23 protein-coding genes and 1 rRNA gene are annotated in these 20015 nt (G+C 38.9%); 23 read left to right on the top strand and 1 reads right to left on the bottom strand.

Annotated elements, in window-relative coordinates; translation table 11 throughout:
• The first annotated feature begins 3 nt into the window (after window positions 1–3).
• The 11 genes from rrf to rsmI all read left to right on the top strand — a co-directional run bounded on the left by rrf (window position 4) and on the right by rsmI (window position 7664).
• Window positions 4–118, top strand: a 5S ribosomal RNA gene (rrf, locus tag BI350_RS00985).
• A 182-nt stretch (window positions 119–300) separates the two neighbouring features.
• A complete protein-coding gene (locus tag BI350_RS00980) occupies window positions 301–1737 on the top strand; it encodes an aminotransferase class I/II-fold pyridoxal phosphate-dependent enzyme (protein WP_075526430.1) in 1437 nt (478 codons plus the stop codon).
• A gap of 1 nt (window position 1738) precedes the next feature.
• The gene (gene tmk / locus BI350_RS00975) at window positions 1739–2371 is read left to right on the top strand and encodes a dTMP kinase (RefSeq protein WP_075526429.1); all 633 of its coding nucleotides are present in this window, start codon (window positions 1739–1741) and stop codon (window positions 2369–2371) included.
• Window positions 2372–2423: 52 nt separating this feature from the next.
• Entirely contained in the window at window positions 2424–2753 is a 330-nt protein-coding gene (locus tag BI350_RS00970; protein WP_075526428.1) for a cyclic-di-AMP receptor, read from the top strand.
• A 17-nt stretch (window positions 2754–2770) separates the two neighbouring features.
• Window positions 2771–3211: a YaaR family protein gene (locus BI350_RS00965; RefSeq protein ID WP_075526427.1), complete on the top strand. Its 441-nt coding sequence runs from the start codon at window positions 2771–2773 to the stop codon at window positions 3209–3211.
• Between the two features lie 57 nt (window positions 3212–3268).
• Window positions 3269–4264: a DNA polymerase III subunit delta' gene (gene holB / locus BI350_RS00960; protein WP_075526426.1), complete on the top strand. Its 996-nt coding sequence runs from the start codon at window positions 3269–3271 to the stop codon at window positions 4262–4264.
• Complete coding sequence (locus BI350_RS00955; RefSeq protein WP_075526425.1) at window positions 4257–5084, top strand: PSP1 domain-containing protein; 828 nt, start codon at window positions 4257–4259, stop codon at window positions 5082–5084. Before holB ends, BI350_RS00955 begins: the two co-directional genes overlap by 8 nt.
• A 13-nt stretch (window positions 5085–5097) precedes the next feature.
• Window positions 5098–5460: a DNA replication initiation control protein YabA gene (gene yabA / locus BI350_RS00950; RefSeq protein WP_075526424.1), complete on the top strand. Its 363-nt coding sequence runs from the start codon at window positions 5098–5100 to the stop codon at window positions 5458–5460.
• Between the two features lie 336 nt (window positions 5461–5796).
• Window positions 5797–6540, top strand: a complete 744-nt coding sequence (locus BI350_RS00945; protein ID WP_425423244.1) for a tRNA1(Val) (adenine(37)-N6)-methyltransferase — start codon at window positions 5797–5799, stop codon at window positions 6538–6540.
• Window positions 6524–6811 carry a GIY-YIG nuclease family protein gene (locus tag BI350_RS00940; RefSeq protein WP_075526422.1) on the top strand — a complete coding sequence of 96 codons (288 nt, stop codon included), beginning with the start codon at window positions 6524–6526 and terminating at the stop codon, window positions 6809–6811. Before BI350_RS00945 ends, BI350_RS00940 begins: the two co-directional genes overlap by 17 nt.
• Window positions 6789–7664 carry a 16S rRNA (cytidine(1402)-2'-O)-methyltransferase gene (gene rsmI, locus BI350_RS00935; protein WP_075526421.1) on the top strand — a complete coding sequence of 292 codons (876 nt, stop codon included), beginning with the start codon at window positions 6789–6791 and terminating at the stop codon, window positions 7662–7664. Before BI350_RS00940 ends, rsmI begins: the two co-directional genes overlap by 23 nt.
• Before the next feature lie 120 nt (window positions 7665–7784).
• Here the strand turns inward: rsmI and BI350_RS00930 are convergent, their stop codons facing one another.
• A complete protein-coding gene (locus BI350_RS00930; RefSeq protein WP_075526420.1) occupies window positions 7785–8063 on the bottom strand; it encodes a transition state genes transcriptional regulator AbrB in 279 nt (92 codons plus the stop codon).
• A 274-nt stretch (window positions 8064–8337) separates the two neighbouring features.
• Between BI350_RS00930 and metG the strand changes: the two genes are divergently transcribed.
• From metG to glmU, 12 genes are all read left to right on the top strand, one after another.
• The gene (metG, locus tag BI350_RS00925) at window positions 8338–10299 is read left to right on the top strand and encodes a methionine--tRNA ligase (RefSeq protein ID WP_075526419.1); all 1962 of its coding nucleotides are present in this window, start codon (window positions 8338–8340) and stop codon (window positions 10297–10299) included.
• Between the two features lie 236 nt (window positions 10300–10535).
• Window positions 10536–11306: a TatD family hydrolase gene (locus BI350_RS00920; protein WP_075526418.1), complete on the top strand. Its 771-nt coding sequence runs from the start codon at window positions 10536–10538 to the stop codon at window positions 11304–11306.
• A gap of 130 nt (window positions 11307–11436) precedes the next feature.
• Window positions 11437–12687, top strand: coding sequence for a resuscitation-promoting factor (locus BI350_RS00915; protein ID WP_075526417.1), 1251 nt, complete (start codon window positions 11437–11439; stop codon window positions 12685–12687).
• A gap of 266 nt (window positions 12688–12953) precedes the next feature.
• A complete protein-coding gene (gene rnmV / locus BI350_RS00910) occupies window positions 12954–13517 on the top strand; it encodes a ribonuclease M5 (RefSeq protein ID WP_075526416.1) in 564 nt (187 codons plus the stop codon).
• Complete coding sequence (rsmA, locus tag BI350_RS00905; RefSeq protein ID WP_075526415.1) at window positions 13510–14394, top strand: 16S rRNA (adenine(1518)-N(6)/adenine(1519)-N(6))-dimethyltransferase RsmA; 885 nt, start codon at window positions 13510–13512, stop codon at window positions 14392–14394. The genes rnmV and rsmA overlap by 8 nt, the downstream gene beginning before the upstream one ends.
• A 151-nt stretch (window positions 14395–14545) precedes the next feature.
• Complete coding sequence (gene veg, locus BI350_RS00900) at window positions 14546–14812, top strand: biofilm formation stimulator Veg (RefSeq protein WP_075526414.1); 267 nt, start codon at window positions 14546–14548, stop codon at window positions 14810–14812.
• 133 nt (window positions 14813–14945) lie between these two features.
• The gene (locus BI350_RS00895) at window positions 14946–15131 is read left to right on the top strand and encodes a small, acid-soluble spore protein, alpha/beta type (protein ID WP_075526413.1); all 186 of its coding nucleotides are present in this window, start codon (window positions 14946–14948) and stop codon (window positions 15129–15131) included.
• A 175-nt stretch (window positions 15132–15306) separates the two neighbouring features.
• Window positions 15307–16158: a 4-(cytidine 5'-diphospho)-2-C-methyl-D-erythritol kinase gene (gene ispE, locus BI350_RS00890; RefSeq protein WP_075526412.1), complete on the top strand. Its 852-nt coding sequence runs from the start codon at window positions 15307–15309 to the stop codon at window positions 16156–16158.
• A gap of 71 nt (window positions 16159–16229) precedes the next feature.
• Window positions 16230–17057, top strand: a complete 828-nt coding sequence (purR, locus tag BI350_RS00885) for a pur operon repressor (protein WP_075526411.1) — start codon at window positions 16230–16232, stop codon at window positions 17055–17057.
• Between the two features lie 2 nt (window positions 17058–17059).
• The gene (locus BI350_RS00880) at window positions 17060–17437 is read left to right on the top strand and encodes a RidA family protein (protein WP_075526410.1); all 378 of its coding nucleotides are present in this window, start codon (window positions 17060–17062) and stop codon (window positions 17435–17437) included.
• A 416-nt stretch (window positions 17438–17853) separates the two neighbouring features.
• The gene (gene spoVG, locus BI350_RS00875) at window positions 17854–18144 is read left to right on the top strand and encodes a septation regulator SpoVG (protein ID WP_075526409.1); all 291 of its coding nucleotides are present in this window, start codon (window positions 17854–17856) and stop codon (window positions 18142–18144) included.
• 484 nt (window positions 18145–18628) lie between these two features.
• A complete protein-coding gene (gene glmU / locus BI350_RS00870; RefSeq protein ID WP_075526408.1) occupies window positions 18629–19999 on the top strand; it encodes a bifunctional UDP-N-acetylglucosamine diphosphorylase/glucosamine-1-phosphate N-acetyltransferase GlmU in 1371 nt (456 codons plus the stop codon).
• The last annotated feature ends 16 nt before the right edge of the window (window positions 20000–20015 follow it).

Genomic DNA, 20015 nt, shown 5'->3' with positions numbered 1-20015 from the left:
TAGTTTGGTGGCGATAGCGAAGAGGTCACACCCGTTCCCATACCGAACACGGAAGTTAAGCTCTTCAGCGCCGATGGTAGTTGGGGTTAGCCCCTGCAAGAGTAGGACGTTGCCAAGCACTAAAAGAGTCATTACCTTATGGTAGTGGCTCTTTTTGTTATATATGAAATTAATAATAACTCGCTAAATGAAGTGATAAGTAAGGATCATATTTATGAGATTGACGTCTTACGTCTTGACGTCATTACTTCGGGAATAGGTCTTGTTTCATTTAAATATAATAGTAGGAAGTGAAGAGAAATGGAATATATCAATCGTCCACTTGTCCAAAGGTTGGAGGAGTTTAACCAGGAGAAACCGGTCTCTTTTCACGTACCAGGTCATAAGCATGGAGAATTATCCGGTTTGCCACCAGCATTACGTTCTGCGCTCTCATTTGACTTTACAGAGATAAGCGGTCTTGATGATTTGCATCAACCAGAGGATGTCATTGCAGACGCACAGGATAAATTAATGGAATTATATAATACGGATGCAAGTTTTTTCTTAGTTAACGGCTCTACAGTAGGTAATCTAGCGATGATTTATGCGACTTGTCGCGCTGGCGATACAGTGATTGTCCAACGAAATGCACATAAATCTGTTTTCAATGCACTTGAATTAGTTGATGCTAGGCCAGTATTAATTGCACCTGATTGGGATGAAGAAACGGCTTCTGCCGGTACTGTTTCAGCAAGACAAGTTCGACTAGCATTAGAACAATATCCTAACGCGAAAGCTGTCATATTAACTTATCCTACTTATTATGGGACAACTGGAGAAGACTTAAAAGAAATTATTGCGATGTGTCATAAACAAGATGTACCGGTACTCGTAGATGAGGCGCATGGCGCTCATTTTGTGATTGGGGAACCATTTCCTACATCAGCCTTGGCGTTAGGTGCTGATGTCGTTGTTCATTCTGCACATAAAACGTTACCAGCAATGACGATGGCTTCTTTTTTACATGTGAAATCTACTTTAGTGTCAAAAGAACGTATATCAAAGTACTTACAAATGTTGCAATCGAGTAGCCCTTCTTATCTTCTAATGGCGTCCTTAGACGATGCGAGGGCTTATGCAGAATCATTTACGAGAAAAGATGTAACAAGCTTTTTAAATAGAAGAGAAAAATTTATCAATCGATTGAATCATATTGCATCCTTTCAAGTCATTGAGTCAAATGATCCATTGAAGTTAATGGGGAGAGTTGAAAATTATACTGGTTTTCAATTGCTTAAAGCGTTGGAGAAAGAAAGCATTTATGTTGAACTAGCGGACCCTTTTCAAGTGCTTTTGATCCTTCCTTTATTAAAAAAAGGACAATTATACGATATTGAAACGATTTGTAATAAAATTGAGCGAGCCGTTAAATGGCTACATGTCCATGAAGAGAAAAAGAATGTTAGTACTCCGCCCATTACTGTCAATCAAATATCCGAACTCTGTTACAATAGAAGCGAGTTAGAACAATTTCAAGTTGATTGGGTACAGTATAATCAGACTGTAGGTATGATAGCAGCAGCATCGATTATACCTTATCCACCAGGTATTCCATTATTATTAGCTGGTGAAAGGATAACAGAGGAACATGTTGAATTACTGATAACACTCACCACGATGGAAGCCAGTTTCCAAGGGGCAATTCGAACAAAAGAAAAACAAATACTTGTCGTAATGAATGAGGTGGAAGAATAGTATGAATAGTAAAGGCATATTTATTACGTTTGAAGGCCCAGAAGGAGCAGGAAAGACAACGGTCATCTCGGCTATTTACGATCGCTTGCAAAATCAAGGCAAGAAGGTTTTGCTTACAAGGGAGCCAGGTGGCATTAAAATAGCTGAAGACATTCGAGGAATTATACTTGATAACGAAAATACTGAGATGGATGCTAAAACGGAAGCACTTCTTTATGCGGCAGCAAGACGACAACATCTTGTTGAAAAAGTAATACCTGCACTGGCGCAAGGATATATTATTTTATGTGATCGTTTTATTGATAGTTCATTAGCATACCAAGGATATGCACGTGGTATCGGAATAGATGAGATATTAGAGATTAACCAGTTTGCAATTGGAGAGGCGATGCCTGATGTCACCGTGTTTTTTGATATTCGTCCAGAAGATGGACTTGCACGGGTATTAAATAATGACAAACGTGAGCAAAATCGATTGGATAAGGAAGCTTTATCATTTCATCATAAAGTTTACGAAGGCTATCAACAGGTTATTCGACGGTATTGTGATAGGATTGTAGTAACTGATGCAAGTTTGACGCAAGATGAAGTAGTAGAAAATGTTTATAAGATAATTACCTCTCGAATTATGTAATGTGAGAATTCATGCTATAATAAGGAGAAAGAGGGCTAAAGGAGAGATGACCGTGAAGTTGATAGTAGCAGTTGTACAAGATCAGGATAGTAATCGTTTGTCAGCAGCCTTGACAAAAAATGATTTTAGAGCGACTAAATTAGCGAGTACGGGTGGGTTTCTCAGATCTGGTAATACGACATTTTTAATTGGCACAGATGACAGTTTAGTGGATAAGCTACTTGAAATAATTAAAGATAATTGCCGTTCAAGAGATCAAATGGTAGCGCCAGTCTCTCCGATGGGTGGCAATGCAGATTCGTATATTCCATACCCGGTTGAAGTGGAAGTAGGAGGCGCGACAGTGTTCGTGCTACCAATTGAACACTTTCACCATTTTTAAAGCCGAGGTGAGTATACGTGAAAGTTAACAGTAATTACCGCACTAATGTAGATAAAATGAAGAACGGGCAACAATTGACTGCGCAGAATGGATTACGGTTTGGTAAAATGGTTCAGAAGCACAGTGAAAAACTTCATAGCGAGCAAATTACGAGACTTCTCGGAAATATTTCTATCGCCGGGGACAGACTCGCTAGGTCTCGTAATTTGCGTGACATGGCCAAGTTTAAAATGCTTGTTCGTCGATTTTTGAAAGAATCTGTTGAAACGGGCCTAGCGTTAAACCAGTCACACACTTGGAATCAATATGGTGAAGGGCGCAGGTTAAAAATTGTTCAAATTATTGATGAAAAACTAATCGAATTAGCAGAAGATCTTTTAAACGAAGAGAAAAAAGCTGTTGATCTTTTAGATAAAATTGGTGAGATTAAAGGACTTCTTATTAATCTATATACGTAATTTCCGTGTATTCTAACAAGAAGCACGGTTTTTTTGAAGTAAGAGGGTAGGAGAAAAATGGAAAGCACAACATTTATTAATCAGCAAATAGTAATAAGTAGATTAAAAGCGTCTTTTGAACATAACCGAATTGGACACGCTTACATCTTTGAGGGTGAACGTGGTACTGGGAAGGAAGAAATTTCCTTATTTTTTGCAAAACTTTTACTTTGTCAAAATCCAACACAAAATGCTCCATGTGAAACATGTAGCTCTTGTTTACGGGTTGCATCTCGTAATCATCCTAACATCACAATCATTTATCCTGATGGGCAAACAATTAAAAAGGGGCAAATGGATGAATTTCTGTTAGAGATGACGAAAAAAGGATATGAAAGTGGTCGTAAAATATATATTATTTCACAAGCTGAACGTATGAATTCGGCATCAGCTAATGCACTATTAAAATATTTAGAGGAACCAGAAGGAAATGTGACTGCAATCTTACTCACTAAATCCTATCAAGCTATATTGCCGACGATTCAATCACGTTGCCAACGAATATCATTCCTTCCACCTTCGCGTGAAGCGTTGATTTCCATGCTTGAAGAACAAGGGATTACGAGGTCTATGGCTGCAACTGTTACGATGCTAACCGCAAATATAGATGAGGCTTTACAGTTGGCGCAAGATGACGAATTTGCGCATATGCGAAAAACAGTGTTAAAATTAGTTGAAGCATCAGATCAAAATATCCATGAGGCGTTATTGTATATCCAATCAACTTGGTCTCAAGTCTTTAAAGAAAGAGAAGAGACGGACCGAGGACTTGATTTACTATTGTATGCTTATCGCGATGTCGTTGCATTAAAAGCAGAATTAAACTCTTTGCCTGTGTATCCAGATCACAATGAGTTTTTAAATTCGCTTGCGATGAAATTGACGTACAGCCAATTGTCTGCGGTAATGGAAGCTATTTTACAAGCTAAAAGGCAATTGGGTGGGAATATGAATCGAACGCTTCTTATGGAACAATTGATGCTCAATATGCAGGAGGGATTTCTCGTTGTATAAAGTAATAGGTGTTCGCTTCAAAAAAGCGGGGAAAATATATTATTTCGATCCACTCGATTATGAGTTAACTATAGATGATTACGTAATCGTCGAAACGGCAAGAGGTGTTGAATACGGTAAAGTAGCAATACCAGTGCAAGAAGTCGATGAAAATGACGTAGTTTTGCCACTGAAAAAAATTATTAGACCGGCAGAGGAAAAAGATGTAGATAAAGTTGAGGAAAACAACGTCGAAGCTCAGAAAGCATTCCTGATAGGTGCTGAAAAGATTGGAGACCATCAGCTTGATATGAAGCTTGTAGATGTTGAGTACACTTTCGATAGAAATAAAATCATTTTTTATTTCACTGCGGAAGGTCGCGTCGATTTTCGCAATCTCGTCAAAGACTTGGCATCCATATTTCGTACGCGTATTGAATTACGGCAAATCGGCGTCCGGGATGAGGCGAAAATGCTAGGTGGGATTGGTCCATGTGGTCGAATGCTTTGTTGTTCTACCTTTCTGGGTGATTTTGAACCTGTTTCAATTAAAATGGCGAAAGATCAAAATTTATCATTGAATCCTTCAAAAATATCGGGTTTATGCGGTCGTCTTATGTGCTGCTTGAAATATGAAAATGATGAGTATGAAGAGGCTAAAAAGCAAATGCCGGATATTGGGACGCGAATTGATACACCGGAAGGACCCGGAAAAGTAGTTGGTTTAAATTTACTTGAACGTATACTTCAGGTAAATTTATTGGAAGAAGAACAAGTTGTTGAATATACATTGGAAGAAATTATGGACCCGAACAATAAAATGTTGCACTTGATAAAATGATGGGGTGGAGAAGTTGAAAGAAAGGAACTTTTTGGATAGCATAATGGAATTTGAACAACAGCTTGAATCTATGCATAAGCAATTCCGTGAACTGATGGGGTTTGTCGCAGAGATGACAGAAAAGAATCATTCACTTCAACTCGAAAACCATCACTTACGAAAAAGACTTGATGAAATTGACGAGCTAGAAGAGAATTCTTCGAGTAATCAACGTCCTGAAAAGAAACAAAATACAGTAGACGTTGGCGAAGGTGTCGATAACTTAGCGCGACTTTACAATGAAGGATTTCACGTTTGTAACATTCATTATGGGAGCATCCGTAAAGGGGAAGATTGCCTGTTCTGCTTATCGTTTTTAAATAAACAAAATGTGTAAAATGAGCCGATCCTATATCAAAGTAGGCATCGGCTTTTTAAATATCGGAAGTTAAATAATGGCTACATAATAGCTTGAGTCAATTAATTACATTTCTGTTCATATGAAGTATTGACCTCATATTCTTTTTTCACAAAATATGAGTACTGGTTTAAACTGAGTATTATTATAAAAGTATCTCTGTTGATTGGAGTGGAGGGCGGCGACTCCTGTGGGATTAGCGTGACAGGTGAGACCCCGCAGTGGAGCGCAAGCGACCGAGGAGGCTCACCGCACGCCCCACGGAAAGCGTCCGCCCGGAACGGAAATCACTGTTGGAGGCGTTTATGTTTGGATATATTAAAAGATGATGAAAGACTGGATTATTTATTGGCGGAGGATTTGCGAATTATTCAAAGTCCGTCTGTCTTTTCCTTTTCTTTAGATGCGGTACTTTTGGCAAGGTTTGCTCATGTACCTACTCGAGCATCAGGGAAAATTGTGGATCTTTGTGCGGGTAACGGGGCGATCCCTTTATTTTTAAGTGCAAGGACAAAAGCGAGTATTACGGCTGTTGAGTTGCAGGAGCGATTGGCTGGAATGGCGAATAGAAGTGTTGTGTACAATGAGTTAGAACAACAAATCAAAATCATTCAAGGTGATGTGATTGGCATTGCTGAGAAGATTGGTTATGAAAAGTATGATGCCGTCACTTGTAATCCTCCCTACTTTCCGGCATATGAAGCGACTGAAAAAAACTTAAAAGAACATGTTGCGATTGCGCGTCATGAAATTCATCTGACGTTAGAACAAGCGATTCAGTCGGCAAGTGAATTGTTAAAGCAAGGTGGAAAGGCGGCTTTTGTTCATCGTCCAGGACGATTATTGGACATTGTAACTGCAATGCGTGCGAATCGTTTGGAACCGAAGCGTATTCGGTTTGTTTATTCGAAGGAAGGGAAAGAAGCGAATACGTTGTTAATTGAAGGAACTAAGGATGGGAAACCAGACTTGAAGATATTACCGCCCCTTTATGTATATGACAATGACGGAAATTATACAGAAGAAGTGAGGAAGCTCTTGTATGGAGAAAAAGCCTGAGCATCTGTTTTACGTTTTGGAATGTAATGATGGATCGTTTTATGCGGGATATACAAATGATTTAGAAAGACGCGTTCATGTTCATAATGAAGGCAAAGGTGCAAAATATACACGTGCCAAGCTCCCTGTGCATTGTATCTACTATGAAGCATATGAAACGAAGCGAGAAGCAATGCAAGCAGAATATCATTTTAAACAGTTGAGCCGGAAGCAAAAAGAAAAACATATCGCAAAAGGAAGTGGACGAGATGAAATCACAAAAAAGTGCTGAACCAGGAAGCGGAAAATTGTTTCTCGTGGGGACACCGATTGGAAACCTAGAAGATATGACTTATCGAGCCATTCGAATATTAAATGAAGTGCATACAATCGCAGCAGAAGATACGCGTAACACGATTAAGTTATGCAATCATTTTGAGATTCAAACACCGCTCATCAGTTACCACGAACATAACCAAGGAGTTGGCGGAGAGAAAATATTACAGATCCTGTCAGAAGGGAAATCGGTTGCGCTTGTGAGTGATGCGGGAATGCCTTGTATATCGGACCCAGGGGTCGATATAGCCCAAAAAGCGATTGAAAGCGGATATGATGTGGTTCCGGTGCCAGGTGCAAACGCGGCGATTACGGCCCTTGTGGCATCTGGATTAACGACACAACCATTCATGTTTTACGGCTTCTTATCTAGAAATAAAAAAGAGCGTCAACAACAAATCGAGCAGTTAAAGAAAAGGGAAGAGACCATTCTCTTATATGAAGCCCCTCATCGATTAAAGGAGACGCTGAAAGCATTACAAGAACAAATTGAAGGTTCAAGAAAAATTGTCCTAGCGAGAGAGATTACAAAGAAATTTGAGGAATTTTTACGAGGGACGTTAGAGGAAGCGCTTGAATGGGTCAATACGAATACAGTGCGTGGTGAGTTTTGTATAGTTATCGAAGGTAGTGATGGGAATGTAGAAGATGATGAACCGGTCTGGTGGCAAGAACTTTCCGCGCGTGAACATGTTGAGGAAATTATAAACCAAAAAAATATTCGTTCAAAAGAAGCGATCCGTGAAGTAGCGGAAGTTCGAAGTATGAGTAGAAGAGATGTGTATCAGGCATTTCACGTTGATAAGTAAAGACGTTATGACGGTCGGAGTAATTTATGTTTATGTTGATAAGCTTTTATTGGCGGGAAAATTGTGGATGTCATAGAAAATGAGAAAATCCGGAACAGTCTGATGTCCCGGAGATTGGCTTTATTTTTTTAAGTTATTCTGTATATCTGCAATAAGTTGTTCTGCACCTTCAGGACTTAAAATTAAATTCCCGTCTAGTAAACTTAGATTATCATCTGAAACAGTACCCGTAATTGAACAAGTCATATTTGGCGCATATTTTTTCAAAATAATTTTATCCTCATCGACATAAATCTCAAGTGAATCTTTTTGTCCGATTCCTAGTGTTCTACGTAATTCGATAGGAATTACTACACGTCCAAGCTCATCTACTTTTCTAACGATACCCGTGGACTTCATAGAAAGGCCCCCTTTCATAACAGTCAATTGTCATCATTTATACAATTCTGACGTTTATATGCCATTTATCATAACAAGATTTCCAATTATCGTCAATGAAAGAATATAGAATAAATAGAATCTTCTAGAATAAATGATATTAAAACAATAGTATTTTTTGCTGATTAATCAATTTTGTATTGCCTATACTAATATTACAATAAGAATAACATTGTGCGGTTCTAATAATTTCGATAGAATAAAGAATACATACAATTATACTGGAGGAATTTTCGTGTCTGAACAAAAAGAGACTTTTTATATTACAACGCCAATTTATTATCCTAGCGGAAACTTCCATATTGGCACGGCTTATACAACTGTTGCCTCTGATGCAATTGCGCGTTATAAACGCCTGCGGGGATATGATGTTCGATTTTTGACAGGAATGGATGAACATGGTCAAAAAATACAGGAAGTTGCAGATGAGTCTGGTCAACCACCTCAGGAATACGTTGACGGGATTGCAAAAATTGCCAAAGACTTATGGGCAAAAATGGATATCTCTTATGATGACTTTATTCGCACGACTGAAAGCCGTCATACTGAACTAGTTAAAAAAATATTTAAGACATTCCTTGATAACGGTGACATTTATAAAGGTGAATACGAAGGGTGGCACTGTACGCCGTGTGAATCATACTTTAGTGAGTCACAACTAGAGAATGGAAATTGTCCGGATTGTGGACGATCTGTTCAAAGAGTTAAAGAAGAGTCTTATTTCTTTAATATGAAGAAATATGCGGATCGATTACTGCAGTACTATGAAGAAAATTTACAGTTTATTGAACCGGAGTCCCGTAAAAATGAAATGATTAATAACTTCATTAAACCAGGACTGGAGGATTTATCCGTTTCCCGTATGTCGTTTGATTGGGGAATTAAAGTGCCTGGGGACGCAGAGCACGTTATTTATGTATGGGTTGACGCGTTAACAAACTATATTACAGCACTTGGATATGGTTCAGATGATGAAACCCTCTTTAATAAATACTGGCCGGCAGACGTGCACGTTGTAGGTAAAGATATTGTGCGTTTCCATACTATTTATTGGCCAATCTTCCTAATGGCACTTGATCTTCCATTACCGAAGAAAGTTTTTGCACATGGCTTTATTATGATGAAAGACGGGAAAATGTCTAAATCGAAAGGAAACGTCGTGTATCCTGAAATGCTCGTTAATCGTTACGGGTTAGATGCAACTCGCTATTTCCTTTTACGTGAGCTGCCTTTTGGTCAAGATGGTGAGTTTTCACCAGAAGCGTTTGTTGAAAGAACAAATTATGACCTTGCGAATGACCTTGGAAACTTACTAAACCGTACAGTTTCGATGATTAATCAATATTTCGAAGGTGTTATTCCAACTGAGGAATTAGAGCCGACCGAGTTTGACGATGCGTTAAAAGAATTTATTACGAACACGGTTACGAAATATGAAAAAGCTATGGAAAACATGCAATTTAGCGTCGTGCTAAGTGAATTATGGGCGCTTGTTTCCAGAACGAATAAATATGTCGATGAAACAACACCGTGGGTTCTTGCAAGAGATGAGAATGAACGTGGTAAACTAGCGTCTGTCATGTTGAATCTCGTTTCATCACTTCGTCACATTGCGGTATTGCTACAACCGTTTATGACTGAAACTCCGAAGAAAATTATAGAACAACTCGGTCTTTCCGAGGAAATGCTTACTTGGGAAACGCTTGGTGATTTCAACGCAACTCCAGTTGGAACAAAAGTTGTTGAAAAAGGAGTTCCGATATTCCCGCGCTTGGAAGTTGAGACGGAGGTTGAATACATTCGAGCGCAAATGGCAATTACTGCGCCTGAAGAAAATGTTGAACCCGAAAAGCAAGAAGCTGAGCCTATTGGTGATGAAATTACATTTGACCAATTTATGAATGTGGATTTACGTGTTGCAACAGTAATTGCTTGTGAAAAAGTCCCGAAGACAGATAAGTTATTAAAACTACAGCTTGATCTAGGGTTTGAACAAAGGCAAGTTGTCTCTGGAATTGCAGAACACTATGCACCAGAATCTTTAATCGGCGAGAAAGTGATTGTGGTTGCGAACTTAAAACCAGTTAAACTTCGTGGGGAATTATCGCAAGGGATGATTTTAGCAGGAGAATCAAATGGCGTATTAAAGCTTGCAACAGTGGAAAAGTCATTAGAAAACGGCGCTACTGTGAAATAAAGCTGAAATAAATCAAAAGTTTATTAAAAAATAAATTGGAAATAATATATATGATGAAAAAGTGACGTAATCATAAGATACGTCACTTTTTTATTGATAAGAATAACCATTTAACGACAAATTAAATCATTCTGTTTATATCAATCTACAAAAACGCTGTAATGTATTTGTAACATGGTTGTGACAAAAGAAATAGTTAACTCTATTACAATTAAAAAAGTGCGAGGAGAGAAAATATGTTTATAGATACACATGTACATTTAAATGCAGATCAATACGAAGGAGATGTCGAAGAAGTCATTGAACGTGCGTTAGAGGCGGGCGTTTCAAAAATGGTTGTAATTGGATTTGACCGTAAAACAATTCGTAAAGCGATGGAGTTAACAGAACGTTATCCTTTTATTTACGCGGTTGTTGGTTGGCATCCCGTCGATGCAATTGATTGTACGGAGGAAGACTTAGAATGGATTGAATCGCTTGCAGCACATCCTAAAGTAGTTGGCATTGGAGAGATGGGTCTTGATTATTATTGGGATAAATCTCCAAAAGAGGTTCAACAAAAACTCTTTAGAAGACAAGTCCAACTCGCTAAAAAAGTAAATTTACCGATTGTAATTCATAACCGGGATGCTACGGCGGATGTCGTACGCATTTTGAAAGAAGAAGAAGCTGAAAAAGTCGGTGGAATTATGCACTGTTTTAGTGGAAGTGTAGAAATTGCAAAAGAATGTATCGCAATGAACTTTCTTATTTCGCTCGGTGGTCCAGTTACGTTTAAAAATGCGAAAGGGCCAAAGCAAGTTGCAAAAGAAATCCCGTTAAGTAAGTTGTTAATCGAAACCGATGCGCCTTATTTAACACCTCATCCACATAGAGGAAAACGTAATGAACCAGTATATGTAACATTAGTTGCGGAAGAAATTGCCAAACTAAAAGAGATATCTGTAGAAGAAGTGGCATCAGTCACGACGAAAAATGCTTTAAAACTATTTCGAATAGATGAATAAAAGGAGAGTTATATTCTCATACTCTTCTTAAATAGGGCGCACTCAAATCTATTAAAATAAAAAACTATTGGGTTGACATGCAAAAAAGGACCCTATATAATCACACAAGTGATGAAGGAGGAATTTTTTCATGCAAAGTGATACCATGAAAAACCTGTTCTTTAAGTCATTGAGGAGTAAACAAATATTGTTTACGATTATTTTTACAACGTTATTCGTGACTGTCGTTTCCTTAGTTATTTACGAAGGGAATAAGAAGACCGTTACACTTACAGTGAACGGACAACAAGAACAATATAGAACACATGCAAGTACAGTAGGTAAACTTCTTTCTGAATATGAAATCGAAGTTTCCGAACACGATATCGTAACCCCCTCAGTGAATACACCGATTAAAAATGGTCTAGCCGTTCGGTGGGAACAATCGAAACAAGTCGCAATAACCGTCGATAAAGAAAATACGACTCTTTGGACTACGAAACAAACAGTTGGTGAAGCTCTAGACGAAGCTGGTATAGAATTAACAGAGCATGATAGAGTAAGTCCAGATTTAGCGACGCGACTTGACGAAAAGAACAGTGTCATAGTCGATAAAGCGTATGAGTTTACGTTAATCGATGGTGGAAAAGAAAATAGTTATTGGTCAACTTCCACTACAATTGGTGATTTTTTGAAAAGTAAAGACATCCAACTAGGTGAATTAGATAGATTAGAAGGCGATTTAGACAATCAAGTTAAACCAGGTTCTGTTGTTCAAATCGTTCGAGTAGAAAAGGCAACAGAGACTGTTGAAGAAGAAGAGAACTTCGCAGTTGAAACAAAAAGTGATGATTCATTGCTTAAAGGACGCGAAAAGGTTGTCCAACAAGGTCAAAAAGGGATTGTCTCTCGAGAGTATGAGATTATAAAAGAAGATGGAAAAGAAGTTACACGTTCATTAATAGATGAAGTTACCGTTAAAAAACCAACCAAAAAGATTGTTGCTGTTGGTACTAAGGTAGTCGTAGCAAGTGCTGCACCAACAAAAAGTGCTTCAAGGGCATCAGCTAAAACGACGTCTGTTTCCCGAAATAATTCTGCGCCATCCGGAGGCAAAGAGTTTTACGTATCGGCAACGGCTTATACAGCAGGATGTAGTGGTTGTTCAGGTATAACGGCAACGGGAATTAACCTAAAGGCAAATCCAAATTTAAAAGTCATTGCTGTAGATCCTAGCGTCATTCCACTCGGTTCTAAAGTTTGGGTAGAGGGATATGGTTACGCAGTTGCAGGCGATACAGGCGGAGCGATAAAGGGTAATCGAATTGACCTCCACGTTCCAACGAAACAAGCAGCTTATAATTTTGGAAAGCGTCAAGTGAAAATAAAAATTATAGATTAATTTATTTATCCGCGGGGTTGTATAGGTCCCGCGGATTTTTGGTGTTGGAAATGATAAGATAATAAAAATGGATGAGTCAAAGTTTCCGCATCTAATAAATGCAGGTTTTTTATTGGTAGAAGTGTAGCTGTAATTGTAAACAACGAGTAAGCTTGTTTACACATGTATATGCATTGAGGATAAGAAGGTATACATACATACCTTTTTACTAATGGGGATTGGAAGAGTAGAATAATGTAAAGAATCAAATGGAAAGAGGAACCTTCGTGAATATAAAAGAAATTATTGTCGTTGAAGGAAAGTCTGATACGGTTGCAGTGAAACGTGCAACAAATGCAGATACAATTGAAACGAATGGCTCAGCCATTAATGAAGAGACATTGTTACGCATTCAGCATGCAGCGGAGACGCGTGGTGTAATTGTGTTCACTGACCCGGACTTTCCTGGAAGACGCATTCGTGCGATTATAGAAGAACGTATCCCAACTGTAAAACATGCTTTTTTAGAAAAAAAGAAAACAATTGCTAAGAATGGTAAAGGCCTTGGAATTGAACACGCGACTGACGATGATATTCGACAAGCGATTCAATCCGTCTATACAGTAGAGGAACAACAAGCAGTCGAAATTGCGCTCGTTGATTTGATGGCGGCGAGGCTAGTTGGGCATCCGGATGCTCGAAAAAGGCGAGAACGTTTAAGTGAATTGCTCCATATCGGACAAGTCAATGGGAAGGGTTTGAAAAAACGATTAGAAATGTTTAGAATAACGCCGGAACAATTAGCAGATACTATAACTGTTCTCGACAGGGAGGAAAAACAAGATGAATAAAGATATTGCAACTCCGAAGAGGACTAAGGAGATTTTAGAGAAACACGGATTTTCATTTAAGAAAAGTCTAGGGCAAAACTTTTTAATTGATCCAAATGTATTGGAAAACATTGTTTCACATGGGGATCTTACAAAGCAAGTAGGGGTTATTGAAATTGGCCCAGGAATCGGCGCGTTAACGGAGCATCTTGCAAGAAAAGCAGGGAAAGTCGTAGCGTATGAAATTGATGGGCGCTTACTACCCGTTCTAGAAGATACTTTGTCGCCATATAATAATGTCAAGGTTATTCATCAAGATGTATTAGAAGCGAATTTAAAGCAAATGATAGATGAGGAGTTCAAAGACTTCGAAGAAATCGTTGTCGTTGCGAATCTTCCTTATTATGTAACGACCCCAATTATTATGAAGTTTTTACTCGAAAGAATTCCAATTACAGGAATGATTATTATGATGCAAAAAGAAGTAGCGGATCGTATTACGGCGCTTCCAGGAACAAAAGCATACGGTTCATTGTCCATCGCTATCCAGTATTACATGGATGCTTCGGTCGCTATGATTGTTCCGAAAACAGTTTTTGTTCCACAACCAAACGTTGAATCTGCTGTTTTAAAATTAACCAGAAAAGAACAATTGCCTGCAAAAGTTATGGATGAAGATTTTCTTTTTCAAGTGTCAAAAGGATCCTTTGTACAAAGAAGAAAAACAATCTTAAATAATTTACAGACCTCGCTTCCTGACGGAAAAACGAAGAAAGAATCTATATTGGCTGCATTTAAGGAAGTAGGTATTGATCCGCGACGTAGAGGGGAAACATTAACAATAGAGGAGTTTGCACGATTATCAAACGCCTTATATAGTGACTTTTCTAAGAAATAAAACTAATGTCGAAAAGAGTACACTTCAAAAAAACTATGGTTTTTTAAAATAAAATGATTGACAAATATAATGATTGCTTGTTAAAATTATCTGTTTGGTTGACAAAGAATACACTATATGTTATGGTTATATATAGTGAGGTGTTAGCGAAGTGCCAAAAACATTAGCGGACATTAAGAAGTTATTGGATTCTCATTTAGGGAAACGTTTGCACTTGAAGGTAAACGGTGGCCGAAGAAGAACGATTGAAAGAACTGGAGTTCTAAGTGAAACATATCGTGCAGTATTCGTCGTTGAACTCGATCAAGAAGAGAACTCGTTTGAAAGAGTCTCTTACAGCTATGCGGATATTTTAACGGATGCCGTTGAAATATCAATCATTGACGACGCTGGTCTGACAGACTTCGTTGTCAAATAGTACTAGCATTTATTGTTTAAATATTATTTTAAGTTTCAAGCACCTATCAAAGGGACACTATATTCCTGCGATAGGTGTTTTTTTATTTACTTTGTACATACTAAGCTTGTCAGCCGAAAAGGAGGCAAACCGAATGGCACGAAAACAGAGTATCATGTCTGAGCAATTAAAAGAAGAAATTGCAAAAGAGCTTGGATTTTACGATGTTGTTGAGCGGGAAGGTTGGGGAGGAATTAAAGCACGTGATGCCGGTAATATGGTGAAACGTGCGATTGAAATGGCAAATCGCAGTCTGGGTGAAGACGACCGAAAACCATAGGATTCCTTTAAATCCATTGAAGGCTGACAAAGAAAAGGGACTGTTCCGAAGTTATCATTTGATAATGGACGAATAGTCCCTTTTGATTTAACATATTTATCGCTTGCCGAAGGTGCATTCTTCTGTTCATATGGTAAAATAGGGAACAAAGAAACGGAGGATTGGAGGGAGTCCAATGTTGTATGAGAAGGCACCGGCAAAGATAAATTTGACACTTGATGTGTTACATAAGCGATCCGATGGTTTTCATGAAGTAGAAATGGTCATGACAACAGTTGATTTAGCGGATCGGATCTGGTTACGTTCTACGAATGATGGAAAGATTACAATCAAAACTTCGGATCATTTTATACCAACTGACCAAAGGAACTTAGCCTATCAAGCGGCAAAGCTTCTGATGCACAAGTATGGTGTGACAGACGGCGTCGAAATAACAATTGAGAAAAGCATTCCTGTAGCAGCAGGATTGGCGGGGGGAAGTTCGGATGCAGCGGCAACGCTACGTGGGTTAAATCGTTTATGGACACTTGGGTTGCCGATGGAAGAACTAGCGGAGCTTGGCGCGAAAATTGGTTCAGATATCCCTTTTTGTGTTTATGGAGGGACAGCTTTAGCGACTGGGCGTGGAGAAAAAATCCAAAAACTTGCCCCACCCCCAAACTGTTGGGTTATTTTGGCGAAACCAGCTATTTCGGTATCTACTGGGAGTATATATGGGAACTTAAAAATAGAACAGTGCACGCACCCGAATAACAAGGCGATGATTGAAGCGCTTGAAAGCAAGGATTATGTGCGGATGTGTCATAACTTGGGGAATGTTTTAGAGCCTGTGACGATGGCGCTTTATCCGGAAGTAGTCGTACTTAAAGAGCAAATGCAAAAATTTGGTGCCGACTCAGTACTCATGAGCGGTAGCGGACCTACGGTGTTTGGTCTTGTTGAAAATGAAGCAAGAGTACCGCGTATTTATAATGGTTTAAAAGGTTTTTGTCGTGAAGTTTATGCGATACGAATGATGGGTGAATAGTACGTTCTTGATTAGATGCGGACGTTCATGATATTCTAACTATAAACATTCGTGTTTGGGGAGCTGGTTTTATGAAGTGGAAGAGAAGCGAGAGATTGGTTGATATAACATGTTATCTGTTAGATAATCCACATGAACTTATTCCGTTAACTTTCTTTTCAGAACGCTATCAGTCGGCAAAGTCTTCAATAAGTGAGGATTTGACGATTGTGAAAGAAACGTTCGAGGAAAAAGGGAATGGAAAATTACTAACTGTAACGGGAGCCGCGGGTGGCGTGAAATATATCCCCCACATGGCTGCCGCAGAGATAAAAGAAGTGGTCACTGAGCTTATGAATAAACTTGGTGAGAAAGACCGGCTGTTGCCGGGCGGTTATTTATATATGGCGGATTTACTCGGCAATCCCCGTTTAATGGATAGAGTTGGCAAAGTGATTGCCTCAAAATTTTCGGAGCAACAGATTGACGCAGTTATGACGGTTGCAACAAAAGGCATTCAAATCGCCCATTCAATTGCAAGGCATCTAAATGTACCTGTTGTGATTGTTCGTCGTGATAGTAAAGTGACAGAAGGTTCGACGGTGAGTATTAATTATGTTTCGGGTTCATCTAGAAGAATTCAAACGATGGTGTTATCCAGACGAAGCATGCAAAAAGGTCAAAGGGTTTTGTTGACCGACGACTTTATGAAAGCTGGCGGTACGATGCTTGGGATGAAAAACTTACTGGATGAATTCGAGTGCGAACTTGCCGGCATTGCGGTACTAGTGGAAGCTGATCATCACGACGAAGTGCTTGTAGACGAGTACTTATCCCTTGCGAAACTTTGCAAAGTGAATGAAAGAAGTCGTACAATTGAAATTAGCGAAGGGAATTATTTTGAGAAGGGTGGACAATAATTATGAAATATGTAGCTACAGACAAAGCACCAGCGGCAATTGGCCCTTATGCGCAAGCAGTCACTGTCAATGGAATGATTTATACGTCAGGACAAATCCCATTGACTGCAGATGGTTCACTTGTTGAGGGAACGGTTGAGGAGCAAACAGAGCAAGTTTTTGCAAATTTAAAGGCGGTCTTGGAAGAGGCGAATTCATCATTAGATAACGTTGTTAAAGCCACTGTTTTTATTACAAATATGGACGATTTCGCTACCATTAACGATATTTATGCAAAACATTTCGGTACCCATACGCCAGCTCGTTCATGCGTACAAGTATCTAGATTGCCAAAAGACGTACAAGTTGAAATCGAAGTCATCGCGTTGATTAATGATTAATCAGTGAGACACGAGAAGCTATGGATAACGGTCCATAGCTTTTTTGTTTTGTTGAAAATCATATGTCATGAATACGCGTGGTTTATAAGAGGGAGCGCCTAATGTGTGGGACATTGGGCTGGATGTATAGAATAAGTTGGCGTTGCTTGTGAAATTCGTTTTGTCTCTATATTACCATTTAATGACTTTAAGCATAACTTTCGTAGTGGAAAATTACTTGAATTGATTAGGATTTCTATTAATCCTCGTCTATTGACCTATTATTTAATTGATAAAACGATAACTTTTCTTTGTTTATCATAATTACTACACACCTCGCAAAAAATTTTAAATAATTTAATAAATAAAGAAGGAAAAGAGTCATGGATGTAGAATAGATACTATTACGTAGGTATAGAGAAGGGGAGAAAATGAGAATGGAAGTAACAAACGTAAGATTAAAAACAGTAGAGACAAACGGAAGAATGAAAGCGATTGCATCGATAACTTTTGATGAGGAATTTGTTGTTCACGATATTCGAGTAATTGACGGCAATGAAGGATTGTTCGTCGCGATGCCGAGTAAACGGACACCAGATGGGGAGTTCCGTGATGTTGCACATCCAATCAATTCTGATACACGATTAAAAATTCAAAACGCAGTACTTGACGCTTACCGTTTAGCTACTGAAGAAAAAATGGATCTTGAAGAAGCAGGCATACAGTAAACTGAGGAATCACTCGAAATGATTTGAGGGCGATTAGCTATGCCCCCTGTAGCGATAAATCTAGAGCAAAAAGGGGGCATTAAACACGGTTTATTGGGAAATAATCAAAGTAGTACAATACAACATCCTCGAAGTCGGGCAAATGCCACGTTAGCGATAAAACAACCTCAGTAATAATCAATGCTCATCCTCAATAATAAAAATAGATTTATTGAACATCTCACGACTGAAGTAACGAGTCTTCATAACGAATTGATTTTACGAGTAAGCGGAGATGAAATATACATCAATAACATTCCTACACTTTTTTTCTTTTGCAACAATCCCGCTATAAATGGATAATTATTAAAAAAGGAACAATAATAAAAGATTGTTATGGAAATGTCAAGTAGATACAGTTGAAAAATAGCGGGTTTTCCGCTATAGTCATATAGAGAAAAGACTAAGGGATTCATCTTCGTCCCTCATTGATGGAGGAAAGAACATGTCGAATACATACGCCATCGTTTTAGCGGCAGGTCAAGGTACTCGAATGAAGTCCGACTTATACAAAGTGCTTCATCCTGTTTGTGGAAAACCGATGGTCGCACACGTAATAGAAAACATTAGTCACCTCGGTGCAAATCGTATTGTGACCATTGTTGGACATGGAGCTGAAAAAGTTGAAGAAACTTTGGGGAATACAAGTGAATATGTGCTTCAACAAGAACAGCTTGGTACAGCACATGCAGTTCAACAGGCTGAAAAACTAATTGGTGATTTAGATGGTACTACAATTATAGTTTGTGGAGATACACCCTTGATTCGTTCAACGACAATGCAGAAGTTAATTGAACACCATAAGCAGTCTGCGGCGAAAGCTACAATATTGACAGCCTATACAGAGGATCCTACTGGATATGGACGAATCATTCGAGGTGAAAATGGTCAAGTGCTCCGAAATGTTGAACAGAAAGATGCAACGAAAGAGGAGCAACAAGTACAAGAGATTAATACTGGGACCTATTGTTTTGACAATCGAGCATTATTTGAAGCGCTAAAAAAGGTGCGAAATGATAATGCGCAAGGTGAATACTACCTTCCGGATGTTTTGGGTATTCTTCGGGAAGAGGGCGCATTGGTTACGGCATATGCGACTGAAGACTTTAGTGAAACGCTGGGGATCAACGACCGAGTCGTTTTATCTGAAGCTGAGCGGGTCATGCGCCTACGTATTGCAGAAAGTCACATGAGAAATGGTGTGACAATCATTAGTCCTGAAAATACGTATATCAGTGCAGACGCAAAAATAGGTCGCGATACTGTTTTACAACCAGGATCTATGATTGAAGGGAAAACGATGATTGGTTCAGGTTGTATCATCGGACCGAATAGTCAAATTACAGATAGCATTATTGGCGATAGAACGAAGGTTCATTCTTCGGTTGTGATAGAGAGTAAAGTTGGTATGGACACAACTGTAGGACCATTCGCGCATATTCGTCCAGAGTCGGACCTTGGTAATCATGTGCGAATTGGTAATTTCGTTGAAGTGAAGAAATCAACGTTTGGAGAAGGCAGTAAAGCGGCGCATCTAAGCTATATCGGTGATGCGAATGTCGGTTCAAATGTGAACTTTGGATGCGGTACAATTGTCGTCAACTATGACGGTAAGAAAAAGCATGTAACAACTGTGGAAGATGAAGCATTCATAGGCTGTAATGCGAATCTTGTTGCGCCAGTGGAAATCGGAAAAGGTGCTTACGTTGCAGCTGGATCGACTGTGACTAAAAATGTTCCAGCGGATTCACTGGCAATCGGTCGTGCACGACAAGAAAATAAAGATGGCTACGTTTCAAAACTAAAACTCAACTAATAAACAGGGGGACCAT

Source organism: Sporosarcina ureilytica, from assembly GCF_001753205.1.
In the GTDB taxonomy this organism is placed as follows: Bacteria; Bacillota; Bacilli; order Bacillales_A; family Planococcaceae; genus Sporosarcina; species Sporosarcina ureilytica.
The sequence above is the reverse complement of the archived record's forward strand: the minus strand, read 5'-3'. Positions and strand labels throughout refer to the sequence as shown.